Source organism: Paraburkholderia sp. PGU19, assembly GCF_013426915.1.
In the GTDB taxonomy this organism is placed as follows: domain Bacteria; phylum Pseudomonadota; class Gammaproteobacteria; order Burkholderiales; family Burkholderiaceae; genus Paraburkholderia.
In genome coordinates, this window is sequence record NZ_AP023183.1 from 447,002 (window position 1) to 471,944 (window position 24,943).

Here is a 24,943-nt window from a genome sequence, read left to right on the forward strand (position 1 = left end):
TGCTTCGGGAGCGAGACGTAGCGAACGTGAAGGGCCGCCACCGTGAATAGTGAGGGATACGAGGGCTGAAATGAACACGGGCGCCGACATCGGCGCCCGCACTGGTTGCTGCCCGGAGGCAGCAGATCAAAGCCATTGCATTTATGCAGCCGCGTCCTTGAGCTTCTTCAAAGCGCGCGCCTTGATGCGAACCGTCGCCGGTTTCGCGTCGAACCAGCGGTCCTCGCCCGTGAACGGATCCTTGCCGAAGCGCTTCTTCTTCGCGGGCACTTGCTGAACCGTGATCTTCAGAAGACCCGACAGCGTGAATTCGCCGGCACCCTTCTTGTGAACCGAGCCGAGGATGGTGTCTTCCAGCGCGGCGAGAATCGCTTTCGCGGCTTTTGGTTCAACATTAGCCGCTTGCGCAACGTGATTGGCGAGCGAAGCCTTTGTGAACGTCTCTTTCACAGGCGCGCCGGCGACCAGCTTTTTCGCCGTCCCGTTTGCAGCCTTTGCCGGTGCAGCCTTGGTAGCCGGTTTGGCAGCTTTCGGAGCAGCCTTCGATGCGGTCTTGGTTGCCGTCTTCGTTGCAGTCTTAGCCATAGTCGTGGATGACTCACTTTCGAGTTAGGAGGGGCTCGCCGCAGTTCGTGCCGCAAGCATACGCATGCTATGACGATCGGTGCACTATGTGTCAAGAAAAGCCTTAATACAGGCACTTAAATGAACTTCCCTACACAATTCCTCTGATGGACCGAAAGATGGGGGACACCCCCTTATAGACGACGAATGGCTACTGACTATAGGTGAGTGTTTTCAGGATGCCTGGGATTGCTTCGGACTCAGGACTCAGTCTATGGCTGCCGTCAGAGAAGAAAGGGCGGCACGAGCTGCACCACCTCAGCGTAGTCCGGTGCCCCCGTCGCCACCTCCGGGCACGGCTAGAGGTGCCGTGCGTGCCGGATGAAGTCTTAGACGGTAGCCGGCCGGGGCCAACGCGTCGCACAGGCCACGAGGACAATACCGGATGCGCCCAGCGTAATTGTGAGAAGCGCGCTGTTCACCCAGCCAAGGTACGGCGTCACTTCGGGGCAGGTGGATCGCAGGTTGAGGAAGTTGCCCAGCAGTATGTACGCGAATTACACTGCAACTCCGAGCGCGGAGATCTCGCGAATGGATGCTGCCAACTGCCAGCGAGCGAGCATGCTCAGCACAAGCGTCAGCAACAGGAAGACGCCGAGCCCGATCCACCTGACTTCAATGGGAATCGTTTTCCGGTACGCTCCCATAACGATCGAGTGACCGGTAAACGCGCTCAAGAGGAGCAGGCCGGTGCTGAGGGTCGCGCGCACCGAGAACGCTCCCCTGTGTGCGGATGTGGCAGTGAAGTATGCCTGGACAGCAGGGAAGAAGAGCAGTCCGAAGGCGACAACACTCCCGGCAATCTGGAACACAAATCCCGGCAGCACGTGCAGATTGCCAACCAGAAAGAGCGCGCGACATACGCCCCGGTGCTCAATGCAAGGGCCAGCCATCGGTCCCAGTTCCATCCCCGAAAAAAAATCCGATGGTCGTCAAGGTGGTGACCACGCACAAAAAAATCGGAGGGCGGGACTGCTCCGGAGAGGACGTTACGGAAACGACTCGGCGAAACGTGTGCAACCCTTCCGGCCTACCAGACTAGAAGTTCGCCATGCAAGCCATGGAAGCAGACATGACGACAGTCTACGTCGTGAAGACTGGCGAGAAGTTTCTCTGCACCGCAGAGGGCGGCGATATCGGCATGGCACCGGAGGTTAAGGAAGCCACGTCCTTTCTCTCGTATGAGGAAGCGGATAAAGTCGCGCACGAGCACGCCGATCCCGGATACGAAATCGTAGCCGTCGACATCAAGAGACGCTGATCAGGAGTCCGCTCCTGCGCGGTCCGTGAAAGAGGGCAGGAATTTAGCTGGCGCCATGTGATATGGTGCTCCGGTCGACTGCGTCCGAAATCATTAGAGAATGGGATGCACTGCGCATTGAGATTCGCAAGATGCGGTCGATGTGGGTGGCCCCCCGTCGATGAGCATTGCAGCTGCGCCACTATTCAATTTCTGCGCTGGTTCTTCGTCTCTTCAATGCGTACGCCTCTTTATTGCGTACCGGGCTTACCGGCCTTCTGGCGATTCTTCAGGTGCCCCTGTCCCCTCGAACGCCAATCGCGGATTTGCCGCGTTGCTTGACGCTTCCTAGACCCGGTAGAAGGCAAAGGCCAGGAATAACGCTCCTCCGCGACCGGGTTCTGGCAACAGGTGAACTCGCCGGCGGCGTCTGTCCTGAGGCGCATGCCGGCCCGGTCACCTATTGCCCGTGTCATAGCGACTGCGAAACCTGAAACCTGATGTCGTAAGGAGTAGGCCATGAAGACGAAGTTTCTCATGTCTGCAGCGTTCTCGGGGGCACTCCTGCTAGCAGGCGCAGTGCAAGCCCAGGACAAGTCAGGGCAACAAGATGCTCAACCGGTATCGGCCTCTACAAGCGCCTCTACCAGCACAGCGACCAATGCCTCTTCCGGCACATCCGAATATGGTGGTGTATCCGGGAGCACCAGCGCGAGCGGTAGTTTGACCCGCTCGGGATGGGCCACGTGTGGTCACCTCCCACAATGCAATGCCGACAGCGGTCACTAGAGCGCATGTTGATAACGGGGCTTTTACGCCCAACTCATTCGCGAAAGTGCCGCCTTGCCGTCCTGAACAGCAGTCCGCCGAAGTAGAGAAGCCTGACGCCGAGCTGGAGTTCTGGCTTTCCGCCAAGCCTCAGAAGCAAATTTTCCGACATCGAAGAGCTGACGCCTTTGCGAAAAGCCTGATATCAAGCCTTTATACAAGGCACTTGGAGCACTCAGGAAAATGGCACCCGGTACTGTGAAGTGGTTCAACGACGCGAAGGGCTTCGGATTCATCACGCCGGACGACGGCGGCGAAGAGCTCTTCGCGCACTTCTCCGAAATTCAGGCCAAAGGTTTCAGGTCGCTCCGGGAGGGCCAGAAAGTCAACCTTAATGTGAAGCGGGGCCCGAAAGGCAAGCAGGCAGCAAATATCCTGCCGATGTAAGTCGACACGCAAACACTCGACGCATACGAAATTGGGCGGCGGCATCAGGCTCATCAGCTTCTTTTCAGATTCTGCCGTGGTGTCTATGCCGATGTGAAATTGACCCGCACGCCGAGATCGCATTGAACCGTATTTGGGACGAACGGAACACAATGGAGAGACATTTCAACGGCTATTTCGAGGGATCGCTCGAATAGAATACGTTGCTTCGATGACCGCTCACACGAAATCTTCGCAGTGCGGTGCCAGTGCGGGCCCGAATCTCGATGGCTAATCTGTCCCGCGTCTGATTCCTCACGGCGGCCCAGCCTCTGCCTCACGGAAAGTCATGCTGCCTTGCCAGCCTTCTGTGTGTAGGGTCGGATTGGCACTTTGACTCTACTCCGACGTTCGATTAAACGGTGACAGGCTGGCTATTCGATTATCAAATCAGAACCGACCATGTCAGGTCATTCTTAAGCTTCCAATGCGAGTAAGTTGAGTACAATCAAAATCACCTCGCTATTCTCCGGCACAATCGCGATACCGAGCACGCCGTGGATCCAGCAACCGACTTTGGTCGCGGCGAAATCGTCGGGCGTATCGTCTTTTTTCATGGTCACGCCTAGCTTGCGAGCGCGATAGTGGTACGACGGCACGTTATTGGCATTGGCGACGGCCTTCAGGCCGCCCTTGCGCTTGTGGGCCGAGCCGAGGCTACCGGCAAGAATGATGCGATCGGGCTCGTCGAGTGTCGCGATGAACGCGCACGCCAACTCTCGCACGGATGGCTCTTTGAGCCCATATTCCGATAGCGCGGAGGCGACCGGATCGTTGGGCACATGCGCGCGTGCATCGAGTTCGGCCTGCACGCCGTCCGCTTCAATTGACACGTCGCGCTGCAAGCTGGCGCGGCGCAGGCAGTCGATCAAAAAGCGCCGGAAGTACGCGCATAGCGCGTACGCGGTGGAGGGCGCGCTGCCCGCCGACGCGTGCGACACGCGCTGTTCGAGACCTAGACGCAGCACGCGCGAGTAGAAGAATTGAGCGATCAACTCTTCCCTGTCTTCGGGCAGGCGGCGCAATTCGGAGGGGTAGTAACCCTTGAGGGAATGGCAGACCATCCCGTAGATCTGGCCGATTTCGATCTCGTTCAGGGTCGTGCGGCGATGCCAGAGATCTACCATAGTATGGGTGTCCGCAGCAGAAGCACCGGACTCGGAACTGGTCAGCGTATCCATGAAAATGCTCCGAAGGCTTGGGCGATCACGCGAGAGTTGTAAGACGGGGATGGGAGAGAAAGCGCTGGCGCAATGAGTTGCGGAATCACTGACTCTCCCGTAGTCAGCGCCTGCCGCGAGGTTTCAGTGAGACAAGCAGATGCTTCACGCTTGCTCGCTGTCTGCTTCCGCTGCGAGTGAATGCATGTTGAACCTACGGTCGCGTCACAGCCATTACACGCGATAACACGCTCGCGGCGAGCGTTTCGCGGGCGAGACGATGAATCGTTGGGACAAGGCTTTCACGGAGTTCATGGTGGGTTAGGACTCTATGCAGCATTTTCCGGATGCTTACACAACGCCGTCGCCTCGCGCGCGGGTAACGATTCGCCGAAACAATGCGATGCAAGCATGCTGGGCGCGTGCGTCGTTCGCATCGCGTAAAAGAATGTCGGTGGAATGAAACGGGGGCTATTTCCCGAGACCCAGAAAGCGCCGAGAGAAGTCCGTCGGCCGGGACACTGCGCCGACAAGACCATCGCTGCCATTTTTTCAGCACATCATCAAATTGCCTTCTCGACCACCCTTCGCTCGTTCAGGCAGAAATTCAGAAGACGATCCGCAATGCCGAAAATCGGTCACAGCGAATCTGGGGATTTCTTTGCATTACGGGCTAATCACGCATTTGGTCGCGATGCATCATGTTGTCAGGATTGTACTAAGGAGTGCGCCTTTTCAGGAGCGCGCGCGACAGGCCGTTTCGCGGGCGGTTTGTGGAGACGGCGGGACAAGAGCAGCTGCGACACACTGACCATCGGCACGCTGCTGCGCAATGGAGCGCAAGCCACTTTGTGGCACGGCGGCGCGATTTGCTTCGGCAAGCCCGCGCCAAAGCGCTGAAGTTCGTTATTTTCGGACTCAGAAATCGGCTTTGATCTCGGCGGAACGATTTCCTCCGTGGAGAGTATCGTCGGCAGAAAGGTATCTGCGGAAGTCGAGTAGTCTGCGCAGCTGACGTTGCAACCCGGTGAGAGGTACGCCGACCTGCACAGTGTGCGCCCAAGATCAGCCTGTGACGTTCGGCAGATGCGAAGGGTAGGCCGCACGGCGACGGATCCATGCAACCCAGAGAGGATTTCATGAAGCGCTTTAGATAAATGCCAGTCACGCGCATTTTCATATTCAGCCGTTCAGAGAAACAACAATGCCCGATTCAACTCGCTTTCGTCTCGAGGATGATCGAGCCATCCCTGGCTGATCGGCACCGAATAGAGGCGTGGCGCGCCGAAGCGCGGCCAGAAGTGGCACAAGCCCGGCACGATGACCTGAACCACGGGCAGGCCGATGTCGGGCCGTGTCTTGTCGACGACGAGCACCTCCATTCCGGCTGCGCCAAGCCGGCTCATACATTGCTCGATTGCATCATTCAAGTCGCTCGCTTCGATGGATGACCACGCCGACGCGTCGACGACGGCCACTCCGGCAGCGGGATATAGAAATTGCTTTGACGACAGCTTTGCGGCATCCCACGGCGACGGAGCGTCGGCCGCGATATCGAGAAGCTGATTGACTTCGGTTAGTGCACGCTGCAATGCGATCCGGCTGTTGAGATGACAGCCGAAGCCGATCGAGAAGCGCGCCGTCGCGGGGTTCTCGGCCAGCGCGACGACGACGGGTATGCCGAGATCATGTGTGATGTCGAGCGCCCACATATGCCAGCCCAGCGATTCGTATTCGCGCACGAGCGCATCGAAGAAGGGGTCGCCGAATTTCGCCAGATCGACACCGGGCCGCGGCAACTGGTTGTACCACCAGATCGCAGTCGCGTCGCGTTCGATCAATTCGAGCAACCCCTGCAGGATCGCTTCCTCAATGCAGGAGCCCGCAGCGCTCCCGTTCGGATTGTGCACGCAGAACTTTAGGCCGTCGGCCGTATCGGGCGTTTCGGCAAAGCAGTAACTGAGTGGCACCCAGCGACGCGTTCCCGCTTTCAACGACCAGGCGGGCGTCCAGTCGATCACGTCGTCAGCCGAGAAACGTCGCGGCACCTGCTTGCGGACGTCGTCGGTCAACGCATTGAGGGCGTCGCGCTGCGCAAACTGCCTTTCGCTAAACTGCTGCAGATCGTTGATGTGAATCGGAAGGCCGTCCCCCATCGAGGCGATTGCCCGCAGATTTCGCATGTTTGCGCGTATCGATGCTTCATCTCCTTGATAGACGCCACTGAAGCGTTCCAATGTTTCGCATAGCGCGCTCACGCGGGCCTGCTCGTCGGTGCGGCCTTTGCCCGAGCAGGTGCGATCGAAGCGGTTCGTGCGCGGCGTACCGGGCGGGCAGACCAGATATCCGGCCACATAGACTTTGCGCATGCCGGCATGCCGCTTTGGCATCGGATGGAGATAGGCGATCGGGCCGCTGATCGGTGATACCAGATGACCGTAGCGCTGCAAGACTTGCTGCGGATCCGTTGCGCGAAATCCTTCTTCGCGCACAGCGAAGGCCTTTCCGGCCATCAGGCGCGGTGACCGCGCGGCCTGTTCCCGCATCCAGCCGGGGTTGCCGCAGCTTGGGCATTGCGGGCGGCGCACGACGCGATGCGAACTCGTAGCTGATGTATCGAGGCGCCACGAAAGAATATGGCGGCGCGCCTGTTCGCGACGTGCGTCGTTGACGACGAGCTGCTCGATCAATACGGCGACGAACGCGCTGACGGCACCGATGCTCGCACGCGTATGCGCTGGTTTGAGATGCATTGCCGCTTCGCCGTGATGACGTGCGAGCAGCTTCTGGACGGGCCGGTTCAACGAGGTCCAGTAGCGCAGGCACTCGAGACAGGGTGCATCGTCCATGGCATCGGCTTGCGTCAGCAACGGGCCGATCAACGGCTGGAGGCCGTCAGGCATCACGACTAGCAACGCCCCGCCCCGCGCGGTGACGGACTCGGCCAGGGTGGCGAGTTTGCGCCGCTCGTACGAATCGACGAGCGCAATGGTGAACGCCGCCTGTGGGACTACTTCGATGCCGCATGCTGCAAGCGCGCTTTTTTGCGCACTCGCGTCCACGTTGCCAATCGCTTCAACAGCAACGCTCAATTGCCCCGTGCGCTCGCAGGCCGCGTCCCCATCGAGTCCGCTTCGCTCGAAGAAGCCCCGCGCGGAGTCGCGATCATCGGGCGTGTCGGTGCGAATATACGATTTTCGTACGAGATGACCGAGCGCCAAGTGCACCTGCGATGCGGAGAACTCGGGTGATAGAGCCGCCATCGTCTGCGCGATCGTCATTGCCTCGCCGATGCACCCCGCGAGGCGCACGTAGATCGCGCCGCGCAGGACCGAGCGCTTGAATTCGTCGAGGATGAAAAGCGTTTCGGGGCCCGCGTCGAGAATCAGCAGATGCGGCTTGAAGCGAAGGACGAGGGATAGATCGTCGTGCATCGTGGTTCGTCTGTGCCGATCGGGTCAAGGCGGGCGGGGAAACGCGGCGCGCGAGCCGCCCTGGGTCTGGAGTGCCGCCGGACCGAGGCGTCAATGCGACGCGCCCGGTCCGGTACGCCACTCATGGTGAAGCGGTACTAGCAGCAGGTGAACAGATAGCATGGGCCTGCGTCGTTATAGGCGGCGAGTGCGATGGCTTCTTCGTCGTCCTTCGAGGGACGGTCGGGCACGCCGAAGGTCATGATGCCCCGCGGTAGCCGCCAATGCCCCGTGTGCTTGTCGCCGGGCACCCATCCACTATCCCCATCCGCTTTGGTGACCTTCAGGTCGATGATCCACGGGCATGTGTAGTCGAAGTAGCGGGCCAGTGCATCGAGCGGATTATCCAGCAAGGCCTTCTTGAACGTCTCATTTTTCCAGGAAAGCGCAACGGCGCACAGATACACTTCCTGGAATTCGAGCATCGATTCGAGGGAGGGGACTGCGTTGTTCATCGCCATGGTCGGAGCTCCGTCAAGGTAAGGTTTAGCTGAGGACGCTGATGTGCTTTGCGCCGTACGCGGCTAGTGCATCCAGGTATTGCGCCTTGTCGGCCGGAGCCGGAGGCAGAAACAGCTCGAGCGAATTGAGTTTCTCCGCAGTCCAGCCTCCATTTACGGAAGGCGTCCAGGTCGAACTGTGGTCCTGCACCTTCAAGTCGAAATGGAACGGATAGTGATATCCGAAAGTCTCGTGGAGTTGGTGGATCGGGTCCTCTTTCAGCCCATTGAAGAACGCCTGGTCGCGCCAGGCAGCGGCGATCGCCCGGATGATGACGGCGCGATATTCGAGGAATTGCGTATAGGACGGAAAGCGGCTTGGCTCCGGGAGGGGCTGGCTCATGGATGATCTCCGGTGACGGATAAGGGATTCACTGCGACTGCGACTGCGACTGCGACGGCTACTGCTACTGAAACCGCAATTTGACCTGCGTGGTTGGCGTCACTTCTGCAACTGACGCAAAGCTGCGTACGCCCTGTTCATCGTCCGATGCATGGTAGAGGCCTGGGCGATCGAGTAAGCCTTGCGGCATGCGTCGATCGCTGCGGCACGATGCGCATGTGCGTCGGCATTGAGCAGGTATTGCGACTTCTTGAGCAGCAGTTCCGCTTCGTAATACCGCTCGCCGGAGGTTTCGCACAGTGCCAGGCATGCGTCGATTTGATTCAGCGCCGACTGCCAGTCGCCGCGCGACGCATCGATTTCCGCGGTGAAGGAAGCGTAGCAGGTCTGGCCGAGCAGGCACCCCGAGCGGCGCAATGTCTCGACATGGGCGAGCACGTCGTCACGGTTCCCCTCGGACCAGGCGTGAATGACGGCCGCGTAGTACTCGACGGCGCTGAGCCCGTAAATGCGCGACAAGCGCAAGATGATCTCGGCTGTAGCGCGGGCTCCGTCGCGGTCGCCGTCCCATTGCTGCATGCGTGCGAGGTACATCAGCGTGACGCCGAGCGTCGGCAGATGATCGGCGCAGGTGGCGCACTGCACGGCTTCGCGCGCCATCGCGAGCGCAGTGCCGGGATCGTCCTCCATGTACCAAGTGACGCACGCCAATGCGGCCATGGACCAGGCGCGCGTATCGAGACCGAACAGGCGCCGATGGTCGGCGTCGCGCGCCACGTCGTAGCGCGACAGCGCCGCTTCGAGCGCAACGCGCGCCTGTGCGTAATGACCATCGATCCATAGGCTCATGCCCCGCATCGCATCGGCTGCCACCTGAATGCCCGGATCGTTCGCCTGGACGGCCAGCTCGATCAGCTGTCCGACGATGCGATGCACGGCGGTGCGGTCGCTCGCCACGTGGTAGTACGTCGACAGCGTCCAGAGCGCGCTTGCGGCGAGCTGCGTATCGTCGAGGCCGTCGACTTCGCGCAGCAGCCGCTGGGCCTGCTCGTGCACCTGCGGGTTAGCCCACCCGAAGCGGGCCATCATTGCATGCACGAGCGTCAGATCAGCGCGCGCCGCATCGTGTGCCTGTCCTGCGTAGTCGCAATGCCCGAGCCACTCACGCACGGTTTGGGCATAACGGATCGCATCGTCGTGCAGCGCACGTTCGAGCGCGCGCTGTGCGGCGCGGATGCCATAGGGAACGGCCTCTCCGAACGCTTGTGCGCGCACGAAGTGCTGGGCCACGTTGATGGCCTGTATGCCGCTGCCGCGCTCGGACCGCATGCCGAGTGCGCGTGCCACCCGCGCGTGATTGCGTTGCCGGATCGTCGCGGGCATCGATTCGTAGGCCGCATCGCGGAACAGCGCGTGACGGAACGCATACGAAATCCCGTCAAGCCGGTGTTGGGCATAGATAACGCGTGCCTCGAGCAGACGCTTCAAATGTTCGTCGAGCACAGCCGATTCGTGCGGCGAGACGTCAGCGAGCAATTGCGCCTCGACTTCGAGGCCGATTGTCGCGGCCAGTTGGACCGTGTCGCGTGCGCCGTCGACACGATCGAGCGCCAGTTCGAGCATGTCGCGCAGAGTGCCCGGCAACGGGTAATAATCGGGTTCGGCCAGCACGCCGGCATCCGACGTCGCGCCGCTGACGAGAACCTCGCGCACGAGCTCCTCCACGAAAAGCGGGATGCCGGCCGTGCGCTGCGTGAGCGCGTCGAGCGACGACGGGTCGAGATCAGGCTTGTCGATGAGCGCCGCGATCAGCTTGCGCGTATCGGTGCGCGACAGGCGCCGCAGCGTCATGCGCTCGGCGCTGCTGCGCCATCGCTCGAGCGCCTCGGGGCGCGAGGTCATGACTACGCAGACGGACTGGCCTGACTGGGCGCGCTGAAGCGACTGGAGAAAATCGGCGCTCACCTGGTCGATCCATTGGACATCTTCGACGACGAGCAGCACGGGGGCTCCGTCGCCGAGCGAGACGATGAGCTGACGCAGCACCTCGAACAACTCCCGCAGCTGGCGCGCGCTCGACCAGCGCAGAGCGCCCGGCTCGCGCTCGAGCCCGAACCACGCGGCGAGCGTGGCGCGAGCTACGGCATGATCGCAGGCAAGCGGCGCGATTGTGCGCTCGACTGCCGCGAGCGCCTCGGCCGGGTCGCCATCGAGATCGATTTGCCAGTGCGCAGACACGAAGCGCAGCACAGGGTAGAGCGCGTGATTGGCCTGCTCTGGTAAACACGCGCAATAGGCAAACGCGTGGCCCGCCTTTCGCACCGTTTCGCAGAGCTCGTAGACGAGGCGCGATTTGCCGATGCCGGGATCTCCAACGAGCAGCTGCGCAAGGAGCGGTGCGGCAACTTCCTGCACGTCCGGGGCCGCCGGCATCGCGAAGCTGCGCCATGCTCGCAACAGCACCTCGCGTTCGCGGGCGCGGCCGATCATCGGCGCCGTGACGCTGCGGTCGAGCGAGTCGAACGGCGCGTGCTCATGACGTTCGCCGAGCAGCGCATGGACAGGCTGCGTCGGATAGCCGGCGCGGGCCAATTGCAGCGAGGTCGGGGCGTAATCGGCGTGGCGCTCGAGCAGTTGGCGCGCATCATCGCTGAGCAGAATGCGGCCCGGCGTGGCCAGCCGCAGCAGCTTCGCCGCCGTAGCAGCCGTCGCGCCGTCGGACGTGAGTGGCTCCTGAGCCAGGACCGGGCCGACGTGCAGTGCGGCGGCAAGCTCGACGTGCCAGCGGTCGAGCGATTTCGCATCGTCGGGTCGGGCTAGTGCCGCAAGCTGAGTGCGGCCCGACTGCCGCACCATCTCGAGCGCGGCACGCGCGGCCCGGCGCGCCGGCCGATCGATGCCGTCCTGCGAGCCGAAGTAAAAGAGCAGAATGTCGCCGAGCTTCCCGCAGGCCTGGCCGCCGTAGCCGACCGCGATGTCGGAGCATTTGGTCAGCCATTGCTGCTCGCTGGCTTCGAGCCTGTCGCGGTATGCCGCATCGGCGGTGAGCCGCGAACCGTCGTCGACGACGCCGACGCTGCAGCACAGCGCAGTGACCTGCCGATAGGCGCTCGCCGTCTGAGTAGTGGCCGCAGTGACGGCCTCGGTGGATGTGGCTGCCGAGGCGTGGTACGAGGCGCGCCGATAGTTGAATTCGCCGACGAGCGCCGGGAAATGCAGTGCCCGAAATTGCGCCGCGATCTCGTCGGCCGACGCCGCGCGTTGTCTCGGGTCCTTGTTCAACGCCCGACGCAGCACGGTGCCAAGAGGATGGGCCGCGATGGCCGGCGGTAGCGCCACGTCGACGGGACTGAGCTGTTGATAGAGAATATCGGCGACACTCTCGCCTTGCATGACGGCCTGACCCGTCAGGCATTCGATGACGACGAGGCCCCACGCGTAGAGGTCGCTCTTGATCGTCGGCGCTTCATTGCGCAGTTGCTCGGGCGCGCAATACTGCGGCGAACCGAGCACTTCCATCGATTGCGTCAGCTTGCGCGCGTCCTTTCGCTCGGCGTCGGACAGCAGCGCGCCGATGCCGAAGTCGAGAATCTTCGCATAAAGCAGCCCGTTGACCATGGTCACCATGACGTTCTGCGGCTTCAGGTCGCGATGGACGACGCCTTGCCGATGCGCGGCAGCCAGGCCCTCGAGCACCTGCGTCATCAACCGTCCCGTCGTGATGGCTGACAGCGCGCCCTGGGCCGCGAGCATGTCGCGCAATGTCTGGCCGGGGACGTACTCGAAGACGGCGAAGAGTTGCCCATTAGGAGTTTCGCCCTTGTCGAGCAGCTCGACGACGTGCGGGTGATGAAGCGTGCCGCATAACTCGGTCTCGCGCGCAAAGCGTGCGCGCGAACGTGTGCGTTCGCCGGCTGTGCGCGCCATGCCCTCGCGCAGAAGCTTGATCGCAACGCTCTCGCCTGTGTCGACTCGCGTCGCCTGATAGACGGAACCGCTACCGCCTTCGCCGAGCAGCGCACCGAGCCGATAACGCCGCGTGCCATGCAGTTCGCTGAAGCAAGCGCTTGCTTCAGCGCAAGGATTGACACTAGACGAGAACAGCGGTCGCGTCGCGGCAAGTGTGAGCGTGCGCGAAGTGGAGGCCGGGAGCAATGGGGTGGCGGACATGACGACGATTAGGTCGGCAGCGCATCCGAGGAAATGCCGGCGGGCGTGACACGCGTCGCATTGCCGCTGTCATAGATTGTCTGGACCGGCATCCACTGGCATTCGAGGCGCTCTCCGCGAAAGACACGGAACGCGACGCTACCGAAGCGCACGCTGCCGCGCCGGCGCTCGACGAGCTCGACCGTGCCGGTGCCTGGCAGCGCCGCAAATTGCGCGCGGGCCCGAAAAATTTGCACGTTCACGTGGGGCGTATCGATACCGAGCATGCGCGCGAGCGCATCCATTTCTACCCAACCCTGCGAGGCGCTGTCATAGCCTGTTTGCATGTCGGCGAAACGTGCGCGTGCGAGTGTCGTCAAGCAGTAGTGGTGCGCGCGCTCGCCAAGATCGACCTTGCCGCCGCGCGTATGTAGCACGACGCGCACGTGCTCTTCGTCTTGGCTCACGGAGAAGTCGATGCGTTGCTCGGCTGCGCCGAGTCCCGCCGGGGCAGCAAGCTTCAGCGTCGTGTCGTGACGCGCGAGCACGAGGCGCCAGCTCATATTCCCGACGGCCACGAGGTCGCCGTCACGCAGCACGCGCAGCGCACCGCCGTCGTCGCAGAGCCATTCACCTTTTGGCGACCGCACGACTGACACTGCAGGTGTTGCGTCGCCGGGCAGCACCTGTGCGAAGTCGAGCACAATCGGCTGTGCCGGCGCACGCACGGGCCATAGCGTATCGGCCGGATCGTTCAGACTATCGACTTGCCAGCAGGTCTCGACTGCCTTGCCGAAGCGAATCACATCGCCCTGCTGCAAGGGCGCATGCGCGCCGTTGCGCAGTAGCGTGCCCGAGAGCAGCGTGCCGTTGCTGCTCTGATCGTGCAGTTCCCAGCGGCCGCAGTAGAAGCAGACGCGCGCATGCACTCGCGATACATAGTTATCCAGAATGATAGTATCGCAAAGCGTCGCATCTCGGCCGAATACGTGGTGTGCCCTTAATAGACACGTTTCCACGGACGCGCTGTTCTTGAGTGTCGCCATCGCATATTGACTTTGGGCTTTCGTTCGATCGCGTGAAACTGCGTTCGAACCGGCGATTGGTAACTCGCCGTGAATAATGACTGTGACCGTTAATGACCACCGCATCCTGACGAGCAATTTTTTTGTCGCGATTTTCGTTCCGCTCTTTGCAGAAAATCGCCGTCATGTCATCTCGGCGACTTTTTCGCATGTCGTGCGTCAGGCCCGTTTTCGTTATAGCTGTTGTAATGGGAATGCGCAACGCATAAAGCGGGTCATTGTTGCAACTCCCTGATATACGAAACGAAGGGGGGCATCAACGCTCCGTTCGTCATCCTGCGGCGCGAGCGTCGGGAGGATAACCCCGTAGCAAAGGCCCGCAACGCGGGACCGGCGTACCCGCCACCGGCGAGGTGAAAGGTGCGAGTGATTGCATGGTGAATCACCGCCATCGCCGCATCAATTACACGCGATAACACGCAGCCACGATCCAATATCGTCTGGTCGTTCGAATCCCATTTCGCGAAATGTGCGGCCAACCCCGCATCTGCCACGAACGGCACGATGGAAACCGCGTAGGAAGTCCCGGTCGAATTGTAGGTTCATCAAGTAATGGAAGCCCCGACTGACATCGGGAACCACAAGTTCAAGACAGCGGATCAACCTCCTGACAAGCTTCGAGTCGAGCTACGAGCCTTGACTGGTAACAACGCGATTCCGCAACTCAATGTGACTGATAGCGACGAGCGCGAAATTTTTAACCTCTCGGAGCGGAATGGGAACATCGTTTTTTTAGTAAAAATGCTTCATGCGAACACCACCTACTATGCAATCGAAAAGCAAGACTAAAATTGGGCCGGGTACGGATCCTTAACTTTCGACATTGTGGTCACCCGCTCGCAGTCGGAAGAGGCGAGGGCGCGCCACTTTGGGGAGCACGCGTCGTAACAAGACGAGCAAGATTACGCCAGGAACACTCGCAGAAGGAAATCTGAGAGTATTGTGCGACACGTTCTCATTGCCCGTCTGAAAAGACGGGATCTTTCCGCTTCGGATCGTCTGTCGTCTGGCACTCTGTGAGTGCAGCAAGATCCACGAGTATCAAAGCCAACAGCCACTTCATCTTTCAACGAACGAGGCTGCGGCAAACACCACCATGAGTGAAGGAAGTCCCAGAATTATCGGAGTCCAGTGACGACGAGACCAAAGCGACGTCCATCTCGAAGGAATTCAATGTATTCGTTATTTAGAGCACGTGTCCTCAATCGTCGCGGGATACCGACGCTTATGTATAGGCCCTGGTTCCGACTTCAATTTCCCACAGATCGGCAAATTCCGTTTCAGCAATCCTGATCGCGCCCTTTGAATGTACTGATCACTGTCCATCGCCTCCGCGAGAACAACACGGCGTGAAAGCAGGAGAAGGTGCTTCGCGCCCGACACTGCCAAATTTCAGCTGCCCGAGACATGATGCTGAGTACGGCGCCTTGTCGATAACGGGAACTGCGCCAACTTGGAGTATCTCGAATGTCAGTCGCGACACCCGTCGAGCCGGATCCTGCGGACCGAGCACGAACAAACAGCGTCCGAATAGGCTTGCCAGAAAGCTTGCGCTAGCGGGAAGGGGCAATCCGCGCTCCTTCGTTGTGATCGTCGCGCCTCGCTCGCCGTTTCAGTGGCAATCGCAGGCATCGCGTGCCTGTCGCGGGAGCCGGGAGAGCAGACCGTATCTGGCTCACGCGTCTCCGCGCGACACTGGAGCAGCGGCCGACGCCTTTCCGGTTACGCCATGCTGCGCTATCTGCCGGGCTACGCAATCACACTCAGCGGGTACCTGTGGACGGTCCCCTGTCTCAACCTGCTCGCGCTGATTCCCATGCTGCCGGACTGGTTACTGCTCGTAGTGCTTAACCTCGGGCTGCTGGCCATGCCGGCCGAGCGCGCACACCAGCGACTGCGCGTCGCCGCGCTGGGGATCCGTTGACGGGCGTGTGGAACCGCGCGGGGATTGAATTGCAATCACGTTCATTCATCGAGCACGGCGCGACTGTGATCAATGAGTAAATCGGACATCACCCGGCGTTGGAGCTGGCGCGACGCCGTTGGCGGTTCCGAGGATACATTGGTCATCCCTACCTCTGCTGCCGCCGACAGGCTTTTGTCCGCAAGGGACGAGCAATGTCCTGGGGCGGACATTTGGCGGACGACACATTCCAAAGGCTTCATGCACGGTGAGTGCGGTAGTGCTTGTCTATCTCGTAGAGTCCGGTCGCTTGCTTTGTCCACAGCATGGCGATTTGCTCGAGTCGCTGGGCGTGCTCCTTAGGTAGCTTCAGTTCAGAAGCGGCTGAGCAGTGCGTAACTTCGAAGATGAGGCGGCGCGGCCCGTGGGACCGCTTTGCGCCGCGGATATCCGTCAAAGGATAGTGAGGAAGCGACAAAACAATGCGACCTGGTGGTTACTTTGAAAATCTGCAGATCACATGCGACTTTCACGAGAGCGATCCATTTCACCCCGAATGGATCGTGAACATACAGGATCAAGACAATCGAATCCTATCGGCGGAGGTACCTATGAATGCGACCAACGGCGAAGAAGCACGTTTGAACCTGAGAGACGATATCGCCCGCTGCGAGATGTGCATCTCACTCGCAGCACGCGCGGGCGTGCGAATTCCCCAAGACATTCTGCGCACCGTCAATTATGCGCGCGCGGATCTGGATGTGGGCAAGATCAGCCCGGAAAGTGAATCCGCGTTTTATAACGGGATGGCGTATATCGTGGCGAAAGCGCCTTATCCGAACGCGAAAGTCGCGGACGATTTGAAACGATGCTCCGAGGTTGTGTCGCACGCGGGGCTCAACGGCAAGCAGCTCGCGGAATCGGATATCGATGCGGTCGCCGTCGCGCGTCAGGCGCAGAAGGACTTTAAGTGGTCTGCGACCGTCGAAGTACCGTTCTACGACGCGATGAGCCGGATTACAGAAGCAATCGCGCCGGTCGCCGGCGAAACAGTCGGCACCGAAGCGCGCAAAGGCGCACGCACCGCAATTAGAAATTATTCATTCTCCGCGGTGGCGCTCACGTTTTTCGTGCTGGTTCTTTCGTGTCTGCTATTCGTGATCAAGCAGATATCGGAGGACATAAAGGCTGGAATCCAGAGCAATGATCCGATCGCCCTAATGATGCACAATCAGTTGCAGGCCTATGACGCCGCAATTACGAAGGCGAACGAGAATCCGACGCGTGACGTGCTGGCGCAGATGCAGAATTCGCCGGAAGCGGACGCGATCAAGGACACGCTGCAGAAGTTCGCGACCAACAACCGCCAGCTCTATTCTGACGTTCTGCGAACGAGAACCATCAGCAGGCTTTTCTTCTGGATGCCCAATGTGCTCGGCGAGCGATTTTTCGCGCTCTTCGGGAAATCGTGGGGAGAGGACTGGGGCATGGTCGCCAGCCAGTATGCGAAGAAATGCAGCGAGGCGGATATCAAAGGAACTCGGCTGCCTGCCCATTGGGAATGTTCGAACGACTCCATACGCGCCGCGCTGGAAGTCGACCTACCTCTGTTCAACATCGGACTCTCGCCCGACAAGAGAAGGGTGATTCCCCAAGACACGGTGAATCAGGGCTTTCAGAAGATTGCCATCTACCAACAGATTCGCGCGACGGCGAAGTATGCGCAGGACAACATTCTGACCTTCGTCGGAATGATGACGGGTTTCGTGCTGCCGATCCTGTACGCATGGCTCGGCGCCGACGCGGCTATCCTTCGCAAGCTGCGCGACGAAACCGCCGCATGTCTCTTCCACCCCGAATACTCGAAGGTCGCCAACCGCTCACATGTGACCACTGCTGTGATAGTTGGCATCTCGATCGGTCTATTCAGCGACTTCGTGCAGGAAGGACAGACGCTGTCCCCACTGGCTATCGCGTTCGTCGCGGGGTACGCGTCGGACAGATTCTTCCAGTTCATCGATCGCCTTGTGCAAACGCTGTTTCCGTCGGACTCTAGTCACCGACAGCACTTGGCCGAGCACAATCGGGAAGGCCAGAGACGCGTGGGAGGCACACCGCGGCCCGCACAGTCTTGAGGGAAATGTGCAGCCGGACGCGCGGGAGGCAGATGCGTAAGTCGGGGGTGCGAGTCCTCAACGTCGCGGGGCGACGCCGAGCAGCTACGTAACGAAGAGGGCCATCACGGGGTTGTCGTCCTTTTCGTACAAAATCTGGCGGCAACATCGCGCCGAGCCGCTTGCAGCGACGCGCTGTGTGTCTGCGGTCGCCACGCAAACCACGATTTCACATCACCGCTGGCAGTGCAAAGGGATCTTCTATCTGATCATGGTCAGATGGCTGTACGATCCAGTGCTTTAAATGGTAGATGCTTGATGTTTGAAGTCATCGCCGTATCTCAGCAGTGCCCATGCCATCCTCGCGTTCTTGGCAGCGATCGCTACGGCCGCGTGCCAATAGCCGCGCCGCTCGGTCAGGGCTCTGACCCAACAGCTGAAGCGGTCCTGTTTGTCGCCGAGGTTTGCCATGACTGCGCGATCACCGGTGACCAGCAGACTGCGTAGATAGGCGTCCCCAGCCTTGGTGATGCTGCCAAGTCGTGCTTTGCCACCGCTGCTATATTGTCCCGGCGTCAGGCCGAGCCATGCGGCCACCTGGCGACCCTTCCTGAAGTCATGCCCGACGCCGATGCTGGCAAGCAACTCGCTGGCCGTTGTCGGGCCGATGCCACGCAGTTGCATGAGTCGCCGGCAACGCTCGTCCTCGCGCGCTATCTGGCCGATCGCGCGATCGTATTCGGTCAATCGGTCTTCGATGCTGTCGACGTGTTCATGCAGGTCGCGGATGCTTCTGCCGTCCCAACCCGGCAAGGAATCCAGATGCGCCGTAATCTCCTTGCGCAACCGCTCCCGCTTCTGCGGCAAGACCATGCCGATCAGGCACGGCGGCAATTTGCGTGATCAACGCTACGAGCTGATCACGCGTGACCTTGGGCTTGACCAGTACCGCCTTGCCGGTTTCATCCACACCATGGAGAGCAAACACATTCTTGGCAAGATCGATTTCGACGGTGACCATGGACATGGACTTCCCCTCCGGCTGGCGTTGATAAAGGCTCGACTGTCCATCATGGCACTTTGATTCCGATTCGCAGCTTCCTCCGCAGCCTCGGGACGGGGAAGTCCCTTTCATTCGATTACCCCGAAGAGCGCGATTTCACGTTCAACTGCGGCACGTCCGGCGCGCAAGATCGCGGTTGCGTCAGCGCCATCCAGCAAGACGGCCGCGCGCCGGAAGAAGCGGAGCCAGGTGTGATGGAATCAGAACCTCGCGTGCGGCAAGTGCGGTCTGGGCGAGCCGGGCGAGTCGCGCGTAAAGCGGCGCTGGCCTGCCCGCCGATCGGCGCGCTGATGCGCTATGGCGAGCGGATCGTGCGCGTGATCGCCGAAGTGAGCGGCCAGCGCGTGATCATCGAGTCAGTCAATGAGGACGGCCGCGCCTTTCGCGGCACGGTGAAATGGATTAGCCTGAGCGCTCTTCACGATCAACTCTTCTGAGCGCGATGACGATGCAGCCGACCGCACAGCAGCTCGATATTTTTGCCGACAGCCGCGACGTGGTGTTGCGCAACGGCGTCCACGATCAGTTGCAGCGCCGCGATGGAGCGGCCGCGCGAGCGGCCCTGGAAGAACCGGCCGCCGGGTATCCGGACGACCGCGCGCTGTCCGCGATGACGGTGCTGGTCCATGAACTCGAAGGTGGTTCCACAACGCCCTTCGCTGATCACGCGGTACTGGCCAGGCCGGCAATCATGCCGACAGTCATGCGGGGAATCACGCCGCACCGCTGTGGCTACTGGCAGGCGAGTAGGCGGCCGCAAGTGACGCCGTCAGGTCCATTGAATCCTGGTGGCGCATCCCGGCGCCCCTCATGTGAATGACCGAGGCGCGCTACCGGACGGGGGGGCTGGACGCTGCTTGGCCGCTGCTCGTGGAGCTGGCATGGCTGGCGCCGACACGGTCCGCGGCGCTGCTGTCCGGACTGGGCGACGCTTCGCTGGACGCGTTACACCGGCGCTTGGATGCTGAACTTCCCGGCTCGGGCGAAGTCGACGAATAGACGCGTGGCTCCCGGTGTGGCTGCTGGTGGTCAAACCGGCGCTCGCGGGCCGGTTTGGTGAGGCGCGTGTGCAGCGTGAACAGACGGCGTCGCGCGCGACCGCACTGCTGGGCGAGATCCTGAGTCAGGAACTCAGCCGGTTGCATGCGGGTCTGTTCGAGGCGTACATGGCAACACGAAAAGTGCAGCACCGGTGAGCATGACGATCCGCGGCCGCTATCGTTGCCGACGTTGTCGCCGCATGGTGCGGGTAGCCGGAGGCGAGGACACAACGCGCATTGTGACAGCTGACAAGTAATGCGCAAATGGCGGTGACATGATGTGACAAATCCTTCGAAGGAGTGGGAAATGCCAGCGCTCGATGATATCGATACGTTCGTAGTGTTGATGTTGGAGAACCGGTCGTTCGATCATATGCTCGGTTACCTCGGTTTGACAGGAGGTAACGTCAACGGTCTCTCGTCCGATCCGGCATGGCTGAATAACTTTACAAATGTGTATGCGGGGCAGTCTTATCCCGTTCACCGTCTCGGCCCGGACGTCGTTTCAATACCCGATCCTCCACATGACCGGACGCCCATTGCAACCCAGATCAATACACCTTGCACGCCGGGTGGTTGTCCCGAACTCGGTGGGTTCGTTCAAAGTTATGCAACTCGCGCCACTCCTGCGCAGAACCTTGCGGACGTGATGGGGTATTACGACGCCGCCGCGCTCCCGACTTATGACTTCCTGGCGCGACATTACACGGTTTGTGATAACTGGTTTGCGCCTCTACCTTCTGGTACGCAGGCGAACCGGCTGATGGCAATGGCCGGGGAGAGCGCTATCAGTGACAACGTGCAAGGACTCAATTTTATCCCCGATCAGCCGCTTGTTTACGACTGGTTGCGGGAGCGCGGCATTCCCTGGTGCGTTTATCAGTCGGGCAGCTTCTTTCCGTTTTTCAGTCTGATGAAGAAATGGCTGCCGGAGATCATCACGTCACTCGCCCTGCCGCATGATGATGTCGGCGGCAGTTTCCGTCGCTACACCCGGTTCGCCGCGGACTGGCAGAGCGACGCGATCATGCCCAAGGTGATATTTGTCGAACCGGAGTACACGGACGGTCCGCACTTCAACGCCAACGACGACCATTGCCCGACAGGTATCGCCGCGGGGCAGGCTTTTGTCGCGGATGTCTACCGGACGCTGACGTCCAATCCAGATCGCTGGAAGAACACACTCCTGATCGTGACTTACGATGAGCATGGAGGGTTCTTTGACCATGTTTCACCGCTCTCCATTGCGGCCAATGTTGCGGGATTCCCGTTTGAAACGACAGGACTACGCGTGCCCGCCTTGCTTGTGTCGCCCTACGTAACGCCGGGCGGTGTCTTCTCGGGGAAGCTCGACCATACGGCCATTTTGCAGCTTCTTGCGGAAAAGCTTGATCCGAACAGGACGTATTCGCCCGCTGTCTCGGCGCGCAACAAGCACCTTGACAGACTGAGCAGTGCGCTGAATGTTGCCGCAGTCGCCGAAGCTCCGCCCGCGCTTGCCGGCGATACCAGCGCGACGTTCAACACATCATTCAATAGTCTTTTGAAGGCGGGACCGTCCGAATCAAATCAGGGTTTTCATGCAGTAGCACTGCAGGTCGCGCGAGATCACCCACACCTTTTGACGTCGCCGCAGTGGGCTGATCTGGCGCAGTATGTCGCCACCTATGGAAAGCATTGACTACGTCGGAAGCCAATCTATAGTGCCAACAGTTGACGGGCAGGTCGTCTTGAGATTAGTTCGACGCCTGCCCATGTCTGCAAGCTCGGAAGCGCACGATGTGGCGTGCGGGCAGGCGTTGAACAAACCTGAATCAATGAAGGTGCTGTAGGGCAGCCGTTGAAATCTTCAGCGGCTGCTTTCGGGCGACTTCCGTGAATGAGTACAGTCGGCCATCTGCGGTCTTTCGATTGTTCGAAAGCGCGATCCTTCGAACGTCTCTTCCTCTTCGGCTCCGGCCTTTCGTCGAGATATTTCCGCGTCAACCGGCAGGAAACAGCAAAGAGCGAATGCACATAACCGGAAAACTGTCTTCCTGTTCTCCTCTGCCTCTCTGATCATCGGCGGAGGGGTCTGCGTTACGCAAAACAATCCTGCGGGCGGAGACGGTGGCCGCAACGGGCGCGGTGTCGTTATTGATGAGATTCCACAATCCAATTACGTTTGGCGTGGGCTGTCGATCTGGGCATACTTTACTTCGCTCGTCCGGTCGATCGTACCGAACATGAGATCCTCGATGTGACGCTTGATCGGCATCCACAGGGATCCCGATCCGTCATTTTAGTGCAGAGCACCGAGGCAAGATCCGGTGGCGCGCATTGCTGGGCATTCATCGATGGCTTTGCAATCGGACGATCCGCCGTATAACCTTGGTCGTGCCCTGTCAATCCGGAGACGCGATGACCTATCCGTCCATTGCTCCTCACCCATCTGGGCACGACAATCCCTTGCTCGTCGATCTGGCGCTGCAGGGCGGCGGCTCGCATGGGGCGTTCACATGGGGGGTGCTCGACCGGCTGCTCGAAGAGTCGCGGTTGCAGATCGAGGGCGTCGCGGGCACGTCGGCAGGCGCCATGAACGCGGCCGTGCTGGTCAGCGGCTTCGAGCATGAAGGGGCTGCGGGCGCGCGCAAGGCGCTCGAGCATTTCTGGCGGCGCGTATCGGATGCCGCCGTTTTCAGCCCTTTCCGGCGCAGTCCGCTCGACAAGCTCGCGGGCCGCTGGACGCTCGATCATTCGCCGCTCTTTCTCGCGATGGACATGATCGCGCGCCTCGTATCGCCGTACGACCTCAATCCGACCTCGTTCAATCCGCTGCGCGGCATCCTCAAAGAGAGCATCGATTTCGACGCCGTGCGTGCGTCGCGCATCAAGCTGTTCGTCACCGCGACGCACGTGCGCACCGGGCAGGGCCGCGTGTTTCGCAATGCCGATCTGAAGCCCGAGGTGCTGCTTGCATCGGCGTGCCTGCCGACCTTGTTCAAGGCCGTCGAAATCGACGGCGAAGCGTACTGGGATGGCGGCTATGCCGGCAATCCGACGATCACGCCGCTGATCCGCGAAACGGATTCGACGGACACGCTGCTCGTGCAGGTCAACCCTGTCGAACGGCCGGATGCGCCGCGCTCGGCACGCGACATCATCAGCCGACTCAACGAAGTCGCGTTCAATGCCCCCTTGCTGAAGGAGTTGCGCATGATCGCGCTGCTGCACAAGGTCGCCGACCCCGGCAACGACGAAGGGCGCCGCTGGGCGACGATGCGCATGCACCGGATCGCAAGTACGATGATGACGACGCTCGGCTATTCGTCGAAGCTCAATGCCGAATGGCACTTTCTCACGATGCTGCGCGACGAAGGGCGCCGCACGGCGCAGGCGTTTCTCGATGAACACGGCAGCTCGCTCGGCGAGCGGTCGTCGCTCGATCTCGATGCGCTGCTCGACGGAGTGCTGCGATGAGCGGCCCGGCGTTGTCATCGACGGCGCTGGGACTCGGGCTCGTGGGCATGCTGGCGAGCCTTGGCCTGTTGATCTGGTTCGCGTATCGCGGCTGGAGCGTGCTGCTGCTCGCACCCATTGCGGCAATGCTCGCCGCGCTGGTGTCGGGCGAGCCCGTGCTCGCGCACTGGACGCAGACCTTCATGTCGAGCACCGCGCGCTTTCTCGCGCAGTTCTTTCCGCTGTTCCTGCTCGGCGCGCTGTTCGGCAAGCTGATGGAGGATAGCGGTTCCGTCGATGCGATTGCGCAATTAATGACCGACAAGCTCGGGCCGAGGCGCGCGGTTCTCGCCGTTGTGATCGGCGGCGCGGTCGTGACGTATGGCGGAGTGAGCCTCTTTGTCGCGTTCTTCGTGCTTGCGCCAATGGCACAGGCGTTGTTTCGTGCCGCGGACATTCCACGCCGTTTGATGCCCGCTGCGATCACACTTGGTACTTCCACATTTACGATGTCAGCGTTGCCGGGTACGCCCGCAATCCAGAACGCAATACCGATGCCATTCTTCGGCACGACGCCGTTCGCCGCGCCGGGGCTCGGCATCATTGCAAGTATCGTGATGGTTGCGTTCGGCTTGTGGTGGCTGTCACGTCAGGAGGGCGCCGCGCGCCGCGCGGGCGAGGGCTTTGGCGATGCGCCGGATGCGCCCGTTGGCGCAAAGGATTCAAACCTGGTGCGTGAACGCGCAACGGTTTCGCAGTCGTTCGACCCCGCTGAAATCGAACGCGGCACAATCAGCGCGCGCCTTCCGCCCATCGGTATTGCGATCGCGCCGCTCGTTGTAGTGGTGTTCGCAAACTTCGCGATGAACATCATCGTGTTGCGGCATATCGATGCGTTGTATCTGGCGGAGCCGCGTTGGGGTGGGACGACGCTGTCTGCCGTGAGCGGCGTATGGGGCGTGTCGGTGGCGCTGGCCCTCGCCGTCGTGCTTTTGGTTATGATGAACCGGGGGCGGCTCGGCACGTTGCGTGAGAGCGTCGATGCGGGCGCGAATGCTTCCGTGTTGCCGGTGCTGAGCGTCGGGAGTCTCGTTGGCTATGGGGCGGTGATTGCGGCGCTGCCTGCGTTCGAAGTGGTGCGTGCGTGGGTGCTGGGGATTGGCGGCGGGCCGCTTGTTTCGCTGGCTGTCGCGACGAATCTGCTTGCGGCTTTGACGGGGTCGGCGTCAGGTGGACTCACGATCGCGCTTGATGCGCTTGGCAGCACGTATTTGCAACTGGCGGCGCAACATCATATCGATCCTGCGTTGCTGCATCGCGTGGCCGTCATGTCATCGGGTACGTTGGATAGCCTTCCACACAACGGCGCGGTGGTCACCCTGCTGTCGGTTTGCGGCACGACGCACAAGCAAAGCTATCGGGATATGGTGATGGTCGGCATGGTCGGTGCGCTTGCAGCGCTGGTTGTGGTGATTGTGCTGGGGACGCTGGTGCAAAGCTTTTAAACTGCTCTCTGACGTACTCCAACAATGCGCCTGGAAATAACCACCGTCACTT

General features: G+C 60.7%; 20 protein-coding genes and 1 pseudogene. 12 read left to right on the plus strand and 9 right to left on the minus strand.

The genetic code is table 11. The features are described 5' to 3' along the window. Positions 1-141: 141 nt before the first annotated feature. Both H1204_RS49045 and H1204_RS49050 read right to left on the minus strand, forming a co-directional pair. Positions 142-585 (minus strand): HU family DNA-binding protein, encoded by a 444-nt coding sequence (locus H1204_RS49045; protein ID WP_180736389.1) that lies wholly within the window; start codon positions 583-585, stop codon positions 142-144. 536 nt (positions 586-1,121) lie between these two features. After that, complete coding sequence (locus H1204_RS49050; protein ID WP_180736390.1) at positions 1,122-1,532, minus strand: hypothetical protein; 411 nt, start codon at positions 1,530-1,532, stop codon at positions 1,122-1,124. Positions 1,533-1,696: 164 nt separating this feature from the next. On the opposite strand from H1204_RS49050, the gene H1204_RS49055 reads away from it, so the two are divergent. Both H1204_RS49055 and H1204_RS49060 read left to right on the plus strand, forming a co-directional pair. Continuing rightward, on the plus strand, positions 1,697-1,885 hold the full coding sequence (locus H1204_RS49055) for a hypothetical protein (RefSeq protein WP_180736391.1): 189 nt from the start codon (positions 1,697-1,699) through the stop codon (positions 1,883-1,885). Between the two features lie 990 nt (positions 1,886-2,875). Then, on the plus strand, positions 2,876-3,079 hold the full coding sequence (locus tag H1204_RS49060) for a cold-shock protein (RefSeq protein ID WP_180736392.1): 204 nt from the start codon (positions 2,876-2,878) through the stop codon (positions 3,077-3,079). A gap of 455 nt (positions 3,080-3,534) precedes the next feature. Here H1204_RS49060 and H1204_RS49065 read toward each other — a convergent pair whose 3' ends face one another. Beyond that, complete coding sequence (locus H1204_RS49065; RefSeq protein WP_180736393.1) at positions 3,535-4,299, minus strand: hypothetical protein; 765 nt, start codon at positions 4,297-4,299, stop codon at positions 3,535-3,537. Positions 4,300-4,737: 438 nt separating this feature from the next. Here H1204_RS49065 and H1204_RS49070 point away from each other — a divergent pair, with 438 nt between their 5' ends. Further along, positions 4,738-5,178, plus strand: a complete 441-nt coding sequence (locus tag H1204_RS49070; protein WP_180736394.1) for a hypothetical protein — start codon at positions 4,738-4,740, stop codon at positions 5,176-5,178. Positions 5,179-5,468: 290 nt separating this feature from the next. Here the strand turns inward: H1204_RS49070 and H1204_RS49075 are convergent, their stop codons facing one another. The 5 genes from H1204_RS49075 to H1204_RS49095 form a co-directional block, all read right to left on the minus strand. Further along, positions 5,469-7,712, minus strand: a complete 2,244-nt coding sequence (locus H1204_RS49075; RefSeq protein ID WP_180736395.1) for a TOMM precursor leader peptide-binding protein — start codon at positions 7,710-7,712, stop codon at positions 5,469-5,471. 137 nt (positions 7,713-7,849) lie between these two features. Further along, complete coding sequence (locus tag H1204_RS49080) at positions 7,850-8,212, minus strand: BMA_0021/BMA_0022 family TOMM bacteriocin (RefSeq protein ID WP_180736396.1); 363 nt, start codon at positions 8,210-8,212, stop codon at positions 7,850-7,852. A 25-nt stretch (positions 8,213-8,237) separates the two neighbouring features. Next, entirely contained in the window at positions 8,238-8,594 is a 357-nt protein-coding gene (locus H1204_RS49085; protein ID WP_180736397.1) for a BMA_0021/BMA_0022 family TOMM bacteriocin, read from the minus strand. A 99-nt stretch (positions 8,595-8,693) separates the two neighbouring features. Beyond that, on the minus strand, positions 8,694-12,764 hold the full coding sequence (locus H1204_RS49090; protein ID WP_180736398.1) for a TOMM system kinase/cyclase fusion protein: 4,071 nt from the start codon (positions 12,762-12,764) through the stop codon (positions 8,694-8,696). 8 nt (positions 12,765-12,772) lie between these two features. After that, on the minus strand, positions 12,773-13,789 hold the full coding sequence (locus tag H1204_RS49095; protein WP_180736399.1) for an FHA domain-containing protein: 1,017 nt from the start codon (positions 13,787-13,789) through the stop codon (positions 12,773-12,775). 591 nt (positions 13,790-14,380) lie between these two features. On the opposite strand from H1204_RS49095, the gene H1204_RS49100 reads away from it, so the two are divergent. From H1204_RS49100 to H1204_RS49110, 3 genes are all read left to right on the plus strand, one after another. After that, positions 14,381-14,617: a hypothetical protein gene (locus H1204_RS49100; protein ID WP_180736400.1), complete on the plus strand. Its 237-nt coding sequence runs from the start codon at positions 14,381-14,383 to the stop codon at positions 14,615-14,617. A gap of 940 nt (positions 14,618-15,557) precedes the next feature. Then, positions 15,558-15,752, plus strand: a complete 195-nt coding sequence (locus H1204_RS49105; protein ID WP_180736401.1) for a hypothetical protein — start codon at positions 15,558-15,560, stop codon at positions 15,750-15,752. A 590-nt stretch (positions 15,753-16,342) separates the two neighbouring features. Beyond that, a complete protein-coding gene (locus H1204_RS49110; protein WP_180736402.1) occupies positions 16,343-17,866 on the plus strand; it encodes a hypothetical protein in 1,524 nt (507 codons plus the stop codon). A gap of 279 nt (positions 17,867-18,145) precedes the next feature. Here H1204_RS49110 and H1204_RS49115 read toward each other — a convergent pair. Then, positions 18,146-18,872: pseudogene (locus tag H1204_RS49115) on the minus strand (IS110 family transposase). 230 nt (positions 18,873-19,102) lie between these two features. Here H1204_RS49115 and H1204_RS49120 point away from each other — a divergent pair. The 6 genes from H1204_RS49120 to H1204_RS49140 all read left to right on the plus strand — a co-directional run bounded on the left by H1204_RS49120 (position 19,103) and on the right by H1204_RS49140 (position 24,891). Beyond that, positions 19,103-19,345: a hypothetical protein gene (locus tag H1204_RS49120; protein ID WP_180736364.1), complete on the plus strand. Its 243-nt coding sequence runs from the start codon at positions 19,103-19,105 to the stop codon at positions 19,343-19,345. Positions 19,346-19,356: 11 nt separating this feature from the next. Next, complete coding sequence (locus H1204_RS52460) at positions 19,357-19,728, plus strand: hypothetical protein (RefSeq protein ID WP_243469139.1); 372 nt, start codon at positions 19,357-19,359, stop codon at positions 19,726-19,728. 193 nt (positions 19,729-19,921) lie between these two features. After that, on the plus strand, positions 19,922-20,104 hold the full coding sequence (locus H1204_RS52465; RefSeq protein ID WP_243469140.1) for a hypothetical protein: 183 nt from the start codon (positions 19,922-19,924) through the stop codon (positions 20,102-20,104). Between the two features lie 151 nt (positions 20,105-20,255). Then, positions 20,256-21,629, plus strand: coding sequence for an alkaline phosphatase family protein (locus tag H1204_RS49130; protein ID WP_180736403.1), 1,374 nt, complete (start codon positions 20,256-20,258; stop codon positions 21,627-21,629). 719 nt (positions 21,630-22,348) lie between these two features. Continuing rightward, on the plus strand, positions 22,349-23,407 hold the full coding sequence (locus tag H1204_RS49135) for a patatin-like phospholipase family protein (RefSeq protein WP_180736404.1): 1,059 nt from the start codon (positions 22,349-22,351) through the stop codon (positions 23,405-23,407). Next, entirely contained in the window at positions 23,404-24,891 is a 1,488-nt protein-coding gene (locus H1204_RS49140) for a GntP family permease (RefSeq protein WP_180736405.1), read from the plus strand. Before H1204_RS49135 ends, H1204_RS49140 begins: the two co-directional genes overlap by 4 nt. The last annotated feature ends 52 nt before the right edge of the window (positions 24,892-24,943 follow it).